Origin of the sequence: Roseimaritima multifibrata, from assembly GCF_007741495.1 — a bacterium.
Lineage (GTDB): Bacteria > Planctomycetota > Planctomycetia > Pirellulales > Pirellulaceae > Roseimaritima > Roseimaritima multifibrata.
Window position 1 is genome coordinate 320,347 of record NZ_CP036262.1, and the last position, 11,620, is coordinate 331,966.

Annotated in this window: 10 protein-coding genes; 7 read left to right on the plus strand and 3 right to left on the minus strand. The window is 53.7% G+C overall.

All coding sequences use genetic code 11. From position 1 onward, the window contains the following. Window positions 1-33 precede the first annotated feature (33 nt). The 3 genes from FF011L_RS01230 (at window position 34) to FF011L_RS01240 (ending at window position 3,407) form a co-directional block, all read left to right on the plus strand. Entirely contained in the window at window positions 34-1,098 is a 1,065-nt protein-coding gene (locus FF011L_RS01230; RefSeq protein WP_145349581.1) for an HD domain-containing phosphohydrolase, read from the plus strand. Between the two features lie 59 nt (window positions 1,099-1,157). Beyond that, window positions 1,158-2,864 carry an HDOD domain-containing protein gene (locus FF011L_RS01235; RefSeq protein ID WP_145349582.1) on the plus strand — a complete coding sequence of 569 codons (1,707 nt, stop codon included), beginning with the start codon at window positions 1,158-1,160 and terminating at the stop codon, window positions 2,862-2,864. Window positions 2,865-2,939: 75 nt separating this feature from the next. Then, the gene (locus FF011L_RS01240) at window positions 2,940-3,407 is read left to right on the plus strand and encodes an Hpt domain-containing protein (protein WP_218932929.1); all 468 of its coding nucleotides are present in this window, start codon (window positions 2,940-2,942) and stop codon (window positions 3,405-3,407) included. Window positions 3,408-3,537: 130 nt separating this feature from the next. Here the strand turns inward: FF011L_RS01240 and FF011L_RS01245 are convergent, their stop codons facing one another. Next, complete coding sequence (locus tag FF011L_RS01245) at window positions 3,538-3,969, minus strand: response regulator (protein WP_246109656.1); 432 nt, start codon at window positions 3,967-3,969, stop codon at window positions 3,538-3,540. A gap of 318 nt (window positions 3,970-4,287) precedes the next feature. Here FF011L_RS01245 and FF011L_RS01250 point away from each other — a divergent pair, with 318 nt between their 5' ends. Then, complete coding sequence (locus FF011L_RS01250; RefSeq protein WP_145349585.1) at window positions 4,288-4,497, plus strand: carbon storage regulator; 210 nt, start codon at window positions 4,288-4,290, stop codon at window positions 4,495-4,497. 677 nt (window positions 4,498-5,174) lie between these two features. Here FF011L_RS01250 and FF011L_RS01255 read toward each other — a convergent pair. Continuing rightward, window positions 5,175-6,143, minus strand: a complete 969-nt coding sequence (locus FF011L_RS01255) for a metallophosphoesterase (RefSeq protein WP_145349586.1) — start codon at window positions 6,141-6,143, stop codon at window positions 5,175-5,177. Window positions 6,144-6,764: 621 nt separating this feature from the next. Beyond that, a complete protein-coding gene (locus FF011L_RS01260) occupies window positions 6,765-7,028 on the minus strand; it encodes a hypothetical protein (RefSeq protein ID WP_145349587.1) in 264 nt (87 codons plus the stop codon). A gap of 172 nt (window positions 7,029-7,200) precedes the next feature. Between FF011L_RS01260 and FF011L_RS01265 the strand changes: the two genes are divergently transcribed. The 3 genes from FF011L_RS01265 (at window position 7,201) to FF011L_RS01275 (ending at window position 11,458) form a co-directional block, all read left to right on the plus strand. Further along, a complete protein-coding gene (locus tag FF011L_RS01265) occupies window positions 7,201-8,283 on the plus strand; it encodes an exo-alpha-sialidase (protein WP_218932930.1) in 1,083 nt (360 codons plus the stop codon). A 115-nt stretch (window positions 8,284-8,398) separates the two neighbouring features. Then, window positions 8,399-10,639, plus strand: coding sequence for a transglutaminase family protein (locus FF011L_RS01270; protein ID WP_218932931.1), 2,241 nt, complete (start codon window positions 8,399-8,401; stop codon window positions 10,637-10,639). 171 nt (window positions 10,640-10,810) lie between these two features. Further along, complete coding sequence (locus FF011L_RS01275; protein ID WP_145349590.1) at window positions 10,811-11,458, plus strand: DUF502 domain-containing protein; 648 nt, start codon at window positions 10,811-10,813, stop codon at window positions 11,456-11,458. The last annotated feature ends 162 nt before the right edge of the window (window positions 11,459-11,620 follow it).

An 11,620-nucleotide genomic window follows, 5' to 3' on the forward strand; every position in this document is an offset into this window, starting at 1 on the left:
CAAATTTTGCAAGAAGCCAATAGGAGTACTTGCGTGAATGTTTTAGTGGTTGACGATAATTCGATCTGCCGAAAAGTGATCTGCCGGACGCTAGAAAATGGCGGCTACAATGTCATGTCGGCTAACGATGGTCGCGCTGCATTGGAGCTGTTCCATCAACACAATTTTCAGATTGTGGTCACGGATTGGCTGATGCCGTATATGAGTGGCATCGAACTTTGCCAAGCCATGCGGAGAGCCAGCGGTGGACGATACGTCTACTGCATTATCGTATCCAGCTTAAAACAGTCGGCCGATTTGGTTCGAGGTTTCGAAGAGGGAGCCGACGACTATTTGACGAAGCCATTCAATCCTCATGAGTTGCTGCTGCGAGTCGGCATCGGCCGCCGTACATTGAATCTGAAGCCAGCAAATCTGACCATCTTCGCGCTGGCGAAACTTGCTGAAACGCGAGACCCCGAGACGGGATCTCATTTGGAACGGGTGCAGTGTTATTGCCGCGTCCTTGCTGAGTATCTCGCGAAACATCCGCGATTCGCTGTTGAGGCTGACCATAACTTTGTTGATCTTATTTATCGAACCAGCCCCCTGCACGACATTGGCAAGGTAGCGATACCAGACGACATTTTGCTCAAGCCAGGACGGTTGACCGAAGAAGAGTTCGAGATCATGAAGTCGCATACGACGTATGGTGCGGACGCTATTCAGTCGATGCTGCAAAATTTTCCCGGCCTTCCTTTTCTCAAAATGGCTCTCGATATTATTTTGACTCACCATGAAAAATGGGACGGCAGCGGCTACCCGAAGGGCCTAAAAGCCGAACAGATTCCGCTCTGTGGCCGAATCATGGCTGTCGCCGATGTCTATGACGCATTGACGTCGAAGCGTGTCTATAAAGATGCGTTCAGTCATGAGCGTGCAAAGTCAATCATTCTGGAGGGGGCAGGTACGCATTTTGATCCAGAAATGGTGGAAGCGTTCATTAACATTGAACAGGACTTTATTTCAATTGCGTCGGGAATCGAAACCGCTGCCGATGATTCCAGTGTTCGCGGTTCATTGCTTCACGAAGCTAAGGTCGGTTGCGTCGTAGCCTAAGCAGTATTTCGTCAACATTTAATCAGCATTCAAAAACGTAAGAGGGGGAGGTGGGGCATATGTACGAGAGTATTCGAGCGCTTGTAGTCGATGATGAGGTGATTTCCAGAAAAGCCGTAATGTTCGCATTGATCCAAGAAGATTTTTGCTGTGATTACGCGTTGGATGGTGTGGATGCGCTGAACAAACTAGAGGAAAGCTCTTACGATTTGGTGGTCACCGATCTATGCATGCCAAATAAGCATGGGCATGCACTGGCCGTCGAGCTTCTAGAGAGAACCCCTTGCCCGGTTATCGTGGTTCACACCGTGGTCGATAACCCCAAGATTACCAAAGACCTGATCATGCGCGGTGTCAGTGACATCGTCTATAAGCCGACGAACTATGCGGCCTTCGCAGCAAAAGCGAAAGCGATGGTTAGGTATCGACAGGACCATCCAGGTGTTGCCGGAAAAGGGATCGACGGTGCCAGCGAGGGGAAAACCGAAACCGATCCAGAAGATCCGGTCTTGAACGCAATTCCAGAAGGGGGAATTGAATCCTCCGTGACAATGGCTGACATCGAAAGCCGAATTCCCCTTGTCTCACGAATCCTCCCAGTTTCGAAGACTGCATTCGAAGTCTACGAGATGACTCGTAGTAATGCAGACGCGGCGACGCTGGGATCGGCAATTCAGCATGACGCGGCCTTAGCGGCTGAATTTCTTTCGATCGCAAATAGCAGTTTCTATAATCCATCGGGTAAGCCGATGACCGATATGGAAAAAGCGGTCGTTCGCATCGGTCAACGCCGAATTGGCGAAATGGCGTTAGCGGCCGCAACCCTCTCTGCGCTCACAGCACGTAAGCTGCCATGGATGGACATGCAAGTTGTGTGGCGTCAAAGCATCGCTGCCGGAGCGGCCATAGAACATTTGGTTGCACAAGGCAAACACAGCAAAGTAAGCGAGAACTTGGTTCTGACGGGGATAATGCACTCGCTTGGACGTGTTGTCTTGGGGACACTCTACCCGGCACATTACCAGGAATTGATTAAGCGTTGCTCCGACGGTGACCTCGCGTTGACCGATCAAGAAGCGACGGTGTTTCCTGAAACGCACGCTCAAATAATGAGCCGGTTGTTGACCGAGTGGAATGTTCCTGCGGAAACCAGCGAACCGCTACAGCATGTCCTGACGCCCTACCATTTGCTGTCTCAGCTATCCAACGAGTTGCGCATCCGAGTGGAATTGGTCAAGGTCGCGATCTTTGTCGGGCAGCTCTCGACAAACGCTTGGCATTCGTGGGACCTTGTTGAGATTCCCCCAACTTCCGTGCTGGAGCGATTAGGCATTGCCGACATCGGGCGAGTTATCGAACGAACCCAAAGTGATGCCAAGGCAATTATCGATTTTAAAGCGGAGAATTCCGGAGACAAAGATACTAAAAAGAAACCCGATTTGGCGACTGATAAACCAGAGCCAACGGCCTACTATCGAAATGGCTCCACCAGTAAATACGACTTCCTGCAGGCATTGATCAGTGGTATGGATTTGTCCCTGACCGATATGCCAAGCGACGGCAAACTCACGTTGCCAACCGTCTTTATTAACTGCATTGGCGCCGGCCGCCATACACCCATCGATCCTGCGTTTGAAGCGGACGTCGAGAAAGTGGTGATTACCGACGGAGACTTGCCACCTGCTTTCGATTCGTCGCTTAGAACCGTCCGGACTCCGCTCACCTACGGAAAGATGGTCAAAGAGTTGTCAACGACTGCGAAGTAGGGTGATCGTTAGAGCGTGTTTGCCTATCGATGCGGCTCGTTCATATTGAATGAGTCGGTTGCACCCTGGAACCTGATGTCGGAATACGCGTTACGGAACCAATTGATGGGAACCGAGAAATTGGAATCGATCGATCGAATTAAGAAGAATCCTGTAAGTCAACATTCGGGGGTGAATGGTTTGTCGCACGAATCCGTGCCGATCGATGCTCCGCCTCTGCTGGAAATCTGTGGTGGAAGTGTTGAATTAGCCTGCGAGCTTTTGGATGAACTGGAGGCGACCGGGTTTCAGTATGTGGAACGGATTCAGAAGTCTGTTTCTGAACGGGACATGGTCGCCACGGCGGACATTTCCCATTCGCTAAAAGGGTTGGCTGGCATTCTTTGCGCCGAAGAGATTCGGAAACGGGCCGATGAAATCGAACTTGCCGGGCGATTGTCAGACAGCAACCGTATCGAATTCCATGTGTCGCAGCTCGCTGCGGAGATGCAACGGTGCGTCGATTACTTGCCCGAACTACGGCAGGAACTTGCCGGGAAGTAGGAGTTGGGAGTTGGGAGTTGGGAGTTGGGAGTTGGGAGTTGGGAGTTGGGAGTTGGGAGTTGGGAGTTGGGGAACGACGCGAAACTCTCGGCGGTTCGGTCAGAACGGACCGCAGCACAACGAGGCGGCTTTAGACGCGTGCGTTGACGCCTGACGATGCCTTCTCAAGGTGTTTTTCCAGCATCGCTTGCAGTTGTGCTGCGAGCAGCGGCTTTGTCAGATAGTCGTCCATGCCTGCGTCAAGGCAGCGTTCGCGATCGCCTTTGAGCGCGTTGGCGGTGAGTGCGATAATCGGTAGTTGTTCTGGAAGTTCGCCGACCGATTGGAGGCGGCGGATTTCCCGTGTTGCCGTGAATCCGTCCATCTCTGGCATCTGACAATCCATTAGGATCAGGTCGTAGCGGTTTTTCTGTAAAGCGTTCAGAGCCTCATCGCCGTTTTCGACGACGTCGCATGTACAACCCAAATACTTCATCAATTCAGCGATGTAAAGTTGATTGATATGGTTGTCTTCGGCAATCAGAGCGTGGCAGGAAAATGCCGCCTTAGGCTTGTCGTCCACCGCTGCAGGTTCTAAGTGCGACGATTCATGAGGAGACGCGATGGTTACACTGGGGGGGCTGGGGGTGTTGTGTTCCGTCGCTGTTCGTAGGTGTTCGGGTGTCGCTCCAAGGGTTGCGTTCTAGCGCGAAAGCCAAGCTCACGCACTGGATGGAACGCGTGGTCTGCTCTTGCACCCCGCCAGGCTATTTGCCTTTTCATTCTTCCCCTGTGACCTAAGTTGTCACTCCCCATGCGGATAATAAAAGTGTTGGCAAGCGGCAACCGACAAACACTCCCCCCTCATTTGCCGCAGCAACCGAAATCAAGGAAGAATTCAATGCTAGTTCTAAGTCGAAAAGTTGGTGAAAAGCTGGTCATCGATGGCAATATCACCGTCGAAGTGGTTCGAATCAAAGGCAACCGAATCACGCTTGGCATCGTCGCTCCAGAGGAAGTGAGGATCCTGCGAGGCGAATTGGACCAGTTCTCCGCTCAGGCGATGGCATCGGAAACCAAAATAGATGAAGGGCAAATGCAAGCGTGCTAGGACAGGCCTAACGGACCGGCCGATTGTCGCCTTTCGTTCGAGATGTGAAATTTATCAATCACGGTATCTGAGCAGGTTGTCGCTGTGCGGCAATCCATCAGGAAATCCCAACTCGCTGCGTAGGCGAGGGTTTGCGGCCTGCTCTTTCGGTCCCTCGCTTACGCAGCGGGTTAGGATCTTGGCTGCCCTAGGCCCGAAGGGGCGACACAATCTCTGCCGAGGGTGAGGCCCCCGGAACAGGAATGGATTGCGAGCTCTTGTTGGCTTCCGCCTAGTTCGTTGGGTTGTGCGATAAATAAGTAGTGAGTGTGGCAGGGAGAAAAGGCCCCATGCCAGCTTGCCTGGCATGAAGCCAAGATTTGAAATTAGTTCGCATGGCTCTAGGAAAACGCATCCCGTTCGGATTGCCGCTGAAAGCGGCAATCCGAACGGGATGCGAAAACCGTGGGGGCAACCACCTCTAATTTCAAATCTTGCGTTCCTGTCGGGTAAACCGACGAGGGGACGTGGCGCTTGGATGTCTGGGCAGGTGCCAGCTGCTGTCAAACCGTCAACTTATATATCGCACGTCCCTCCGGGCGATACCGCGTTTGGCGGAGAACCGTATTTTTTGCCGGAGGGCATACCCGCCCGTATCGAGAACGAGCGGTTGCATGAGATGAATTTGCGTCTGCAAATCAACCGGCTTTCCGTTTCGCCGTGGTCATTTCGTAATCTAACGAGAATGTTTCGTGTTCTTCCAGATTGGTTTTATCCAATAGAGGCGAATACGTTTTGACGTGGATCTTGTTTTCGGCGGGCACGAACTGTAGCGAACGGAGCCAGCCGTCGCCGCCGTTGGGAAGCCCTTGATAGTCGGTCAGCATTTCCAGTACCTTTCCGCCGGCATCGTTCACGCTTGTCTGCAGTCCCACACCCAGTACATGCCCACTGACAACGAGAAAAATATTTGGTTGCTTGCGAATCAGTTTTTGCCAGATCTGTTCGCCACTGTTGCCGGCTATGTCGTAGGCCGTTGCACAACTGGTGTCTCGACCCTTGGGACGCATGTAGCAATGCGTCGCGACGATCACGCGGTGATCAGGAAATCGCTTCGCTATGCCCGCCGCCCATTCCAGTGTTTCATCACGCGGAGCGAATTCAAGGTTAATGATCATGAATTTCATGCCATTCGCCTCAAAGAAGCAGTAGTTGTTGTCGTTGGTTTCGCCCATGTGCCCGCCGTACCACTGTTTGCCTTCGAATCGTGCGGGTGAGTAGTACTGGTTGTACAGCGTTGAATCGCGGTTCTTTAACAGCATGTCATGATTGCCTGGTGCCACACTGTAGGGCACGACACCGTCCAGAAGCCGCATGGCGCGATCGGCGTTTTCCCATTCGGGTTTTTGCGTCGGTGTTTGCACGATATCGCCCAGGTGGATGACAAATTTGATGTTGTCTTTCTTGACCTGTTGCCGAATCCAAAGTGCCTGCGAGACGTATGTGTCTGGGTATTTTTCAGAGTAGTTTTGGGTGTCGGGAAGCAACACTACCGAAAAACTTTGCTCGGTATTTTTGTCATCCTCTGCGAATGTGACAGAATGATGTCCGCAAGCAATCGCCAATAAGCAGACGGTAAATATCGACTGTCGAAATAGATTCTGCATGTTTTAAATTCCAGGAGAGTATGGTTTCGACATCATCATACTCACCGGAAAGAATCGCCGAAAGCAAAACGGCCTCCGCCCATTTAACTGCCTGCCCTCGCAAATTGGTTTGCCGCCGAAATTTGGAACAGTCAATGTTGCTCGGTTCTCCGAACCGAGAGCGCGGGGGGACGACGACTTTCGGCTAGGAGAGCTGATCGACAATCCGAATGCGTTGCACGACCGCTTTCGGCTCGGGGGACATCGAAAAGAATAAGTAAAGAAAATCTGGCTCCCCTCGCCCTCAAAACAAGCTCCCTTAAAACAGTTTTGATATTGGATCAACAGTTCGTCAGCTGGTCCAATCGACTGCAATTCAAGGGCTTGTTTTGGGGGAGAGGGGCTGGGGGAGAGGGGGTCGACAGAGGCAGGGCAAGGAGTGACGCAAACGCTTAAAACACAAGGCGTTAACCGGGCGTGCGCGGCAAAATCGCCTCGCGGAAATTCCCCCTCACCCCCAGCCCCTCTCCCCCAAGCAAGCTCCGCAAAATCAGACAAAAAGGGAGAGATGACGCAATGATCGCGCCAATGTTTCTTCCGCAACAACGAGCTTGCTTAGGGGCGAGGGGAGCCAGACTTTCGTCACTTATAAACTTCACGTCCCGAGATCCGAGCGACAATCCTTATGCCTTTTAGAGGTAGCGGAGCCGCGCGAGCGACCCGGTGATCCGCTGGGTTTGAGTCGCCGTAACCGGATGGCTCGTGCTGTTCGGCTACCTTGCGTCCATCTTCCCGAAAGCAAGGTGAAGCGTAGGTGCCTGCCCCATCGATCCGTGGGCGTCGAGTAAAGTGATAACCGTCGAACATTCCTTGGAACAAATGCAATTCGATCAGAGAGGTTTGCAACGTTTCAGGTAGAATCCTCTCTCCCTCCTACAACTGGCAAGATAAAATGATCCCGTTCTACCGTTCACTTGTTCTCGGCGCATTCCTTCTTGCTGGCATGATGCTCTCGGCCACGGCGGACGAATCGGATTATTCCTTTCCGCACCCGGAGAAGGCCCCGGAAAGCAGGTTGATGCTGAACTTGACGACCACCGGGACCGATCCCAAGAAGATTGATTTCAGCAAACTTCCCCACGTCCCTTCGCAGCATTCCATCCTTAGTGATGTTCGCGATAAAGGTGGCACCTGGGTCCATCAGCATGCTTACCTTGCATATTACGACGGACGCTACTGGGCGATGTGGAGCGACGGCCCCGGCGTTCCGCATAGTGGCGTCTCCCCCGCAGCGCATCGCAATCGGGTGCCCGGTCATGATCGCCCCGGCACGCGGAACTCTTACGCCACCAGTGTCGACGGCGTCCATTGGAGCAAACCGGCCGACCTCACCGGTCCGCCTCGCACCGAAGGGTTCGGCTGGATCGCTCGTGGCTTGTGGGTTCGTGACGGAGACCTTCTCGCACTCTCGACCCACTTCAACGCACCGGGCTACTCCGGCGCTGGCCTCAGCTTAGAGGCCTTTCGCTGGGATAAGGATTCGAGCAAGTGGCAGGATCACGGTACCGTTCTGGATGATTCCATGAATAACTTTCCACCTAAGAAACTGCCGAATGGCGAATGGATGATGACCCGCCGGGACCACAAACGCCAAGTCTCCGTCATGGTCGGCGGCGTCGACGGTTTCGATCAGTGGGCGGTTCACCCGTTGGCCAGTTACGATGGGAAGGGGCGTCCCGAGGAGCCTTACTGGTACACCCTTCCGGATGGGAAAAATATCGTCGGCTTGATCCGCGACAACGGTAATTCCAAACGCATGCTACGGACCTTCTCTACAGACAATGGCAAAAGCTGGACCCGGATCGCACGCACCAACTTCCCCGACGCGACTAGCAAGTTCTTTGCCCTCCGCACCTCGCGCGGCTACCACGTCCTTGTTTCCAACGCCAATCCAAAGGCTCGCGATCCGCTCACTCTCGCGATTAGCGCTGATGGCCTTGTTTACACTCATCTCTTTAATCTCGTCGGCGGTCGCCACGTCGACTACCCCCACATGATCGAACACGACGGACACCTTCTGGTCGCTTTTTCCGGCGCAAAGCAAACCATGGAAGTCGTTAAGATCTCGCTGGACGACATCGACGCTCTCGTCGCCGACTGAATCAATTAGCGGGCCAGATCTTATGAGAGCGTCCCAGCGTTCGAACCAGCTGGATTGAATTGTCCGCCGCGTTGCCCAGCGGTTAAGATGGGAGCGTCACATTCGAGGAATGAATATGTTGCGATTATGCTTGGTTTTGATCTTCACTATGGGCTTTGCCCCGCTAAGCCTGCCAACGTTGTGGGCGGACGATGAAGAAAACGCGGGTACACACGATGAATCTTTTCAGCCGCTGATCGAAAAGGTGCGACCGTCGGTGGTCACCATCAAAGTGCGCGGACGCGATGGCGATCAGATCCAGATGGGAACCGGATTCGTGATTGACGCGGCCGGTTTGATCGCGACCAATTTTCACGTGATCAGTGAGGGCAGGTCCTTCACGGTTGAAACGCGAGCCGGCCGGAAATTGCCGGTGACCGCGGTGGAGGCTTCGGACCGCACGGGTGACTTGGCATTGATTCGGGTTGATGTTTCCGGCGATCCCCTGCCCCCCTTGTCGCTGGCCAGCGGTGAACTGCCCCAACAGGGTGTGCGGGTTCTGGCTTTCGGAAATCCACTGGGGCTGCGCGATAGTGTGGTGGCCGGAATCGTTTCGGCGGTCCGTGAAGTAGAAGGACGCGAGATGATCCAGCTGGCGATACCGGTCCAACCTGGAAACAGCGGCGGCCCGCTGGTCGATACGCAAGGATCGGTGGTCGGAATCATTAATATGAAATCGGCGATCGATGATAATCTTGGATTCGCAATTCCGATCAGTCAGCTTGTTGCTCTCCGTGAGAACCCGAATCCCGTCAGCATTGACCGCTGGGTGCGGCTGGGAAAAATCAGCGAAAAAAAATGGACGCCGCTTTTCGGTGCCACTTGGCAGCAGCGTGGGGGATTGGTTACCGCTCGCGGTCTAGGAAACGGTTTCGGTGGCCGGTCCCTGTGTCTGAGCAGCGAGACGCCAGATGAATCGCCTAAGGAGATTGCCGTGGAAGTGCGGCTGGACGATGAAGCCGGTGCGGCTGGGCTGGCCTTTCATTCCGACGGCCAACATCGCCACTATGGTTTCTACGCAAGCAACGGAAATCTGCGTTTGACCTGCTTCAAAGGGTCATCGGTTTATTCCTGGCAGGTTCTGGAAGAGCTGGGATCCGAGCACTATCTCCCCGGTCAGTGGAACCACCTGCGTGTGCGATTTGAACCGGGCCGATTGAAGTGTTTTGTGAATGGGCACTTGGTGATCGAATCGACCGACCAACAGCTGACATCGGGCAGGTTTGGCTTGGTGAAATTCCGTGACACCAATCCGGATTTTAAAGGTTTTCAATTTGGAGAGAATCTTCCGGATCTGTCTCTTTCCGAACCGGCCAAAGAACTGCTTGACGAAGTCGTCGCACAGCCCGATCCGCTGTCCATGGTCGACGCTTCCCAGGTTTCGCTTCTTGGTCAATCGGGCGACGCCGTATCACGCGAACTTCATCGTCAAGCGGTTCAGTTGGAACAGCAAGCCGAACACTTGCGCAAGCTGGCGGCCGATGTGCAAGCATCGCCAACATTGGGGCGTTTGGCGGCGTTGTTGGCCGATCCATCCGACGCCGATTCACAGCTCTTGGAGGGAAGTTTGCTGATCGCAAAACTGGACAATCCCGACATCGACGTTGACGCGTACGTCGCTCGAGTCGATGCGATGGCCGAGGAGATTCAAGAGGATTTGGCAGCCGACGCCGATGCGGTTGCCCGTCGGAAAGCCCTGCACCGTTATCTGTTTGAAGAGAACGGATTTCATGGTGGACGTGCCGAATATGATCACCCCGCCAACAGCCATCTGAATAGTGTGATTGACGACCGCGAGGGGCTTCCGATCACACTGTCGATCCTTTATATGGAGTTGGGAAAACGTCTTGGTTTGTCCGTCGAGGGAGTCGGCCTGCCCGGACACTTTGTTGTCAAGCATGTGATTACCGACGACGAAGAACAGTTGGTCGATGTCTTTGAACGCGGCAAGTTGCTGTCTCGCAAAGATGCCGAAGCTATTGTGGCTGCCTACGTGAACCGGCCCATGACGGACGACGACTTGCGCGGCCAAACGGTTGACCAGATTCTTGCGCGTGTGCTGAATAACTTGATCGGCGTCGCCGGTCGAACTCAAGACGGCGAATCGATCCATCGCTACTGTGGAGCTCTGGTCGCTGTTCGCCCTGAATCGATTGAGGCGAGGATGATGCGATCCCAGGTCCGTGCGATGACCGACCGGCGTGGGGGGGCGATCGAGGATCTGGATTGGCTGATCGATCGGAATCCCCCAGGGTTCGATCATGATTCAGCGATCCGGTTGCGTGAAGCGCTGCTCCGTCAGGAATCGCTTCAGTAGGGGCTGCCTGTAGGCGGGTATTTGGCAAGAAAATGGGGGCAGGAAAATGGGCAGTGCGGTTGCTGACCATTTGATTTTTCTGCTTCTTGGTCCAAAAGAGAAAGCGAACCAAGTTTCTCTGTCGATTCTGCACTATCCTTTGTGAATCACCTTTGGAAAGCGAATCGCAGTATGAAAAAGCACGTAATCGGTCATCTTTCGTTTCTTCGCGCCACGGCGATTGGGGGAATTTTTTTTCTGTTACCTCTTGTCGTGCTTCTGTTCTTTCTGGGGCAGATCGGACAGGTGGTCTTTGCGGTTGCGGTTCAGGTTCAACCTTTGCTGGGGGAATACCTTGGAATCAATGATGCCACCGGGTACGCGCTTGTTTTCGCAATCGCGGTGCTGCTTATTGTGCTGGCCTGTTTCGTTGCCGGAATCTTGGCCGGTCGTTCGGTCTCCCGTCAATTCACTGGATGGGTTGAGAAATACCTGCTGATGATGTTTCCCCGCTACGCGATCTTTAAAGAACAGCTGAGCGGAAACATCGGTGGCGACATCGCAAAGAATCGGCTCAAGCCCGTCAAGGTTCATTTGGAGGGCTATTCACGCTTGGCGTTCGAAGTCGAGCGATTTCCCGAGGATGCGTCGGACGCTTCCGCTTCGGTAACGCTGTTTTTACCCGGCGCTCCCGACCCGTGGTCTGGAACGGTGATCTATACAACGGGCGATCGAGTCGAACCGGTCACCGCCCCTTTTCCCGACGTGTTGGGCGCCTTTGAGAAACTAGGAACGGACACACAAAAGATATTGCAAGGTATTTCCGTCCATGAGTCGTGATCAATACCCACAGCCTCCCACGAAATCGGGCAAGAAAATGGGGGCAAGAAAATAGGAGACTGTAGAAATATTGCGTTCAACGTTTTGGTTGTTTGACGCTGCTCTCGTCTATATTTTCTTGCCCCCATTTTCTTGCCAAAATCACTTTCCGCTCTCATGCGT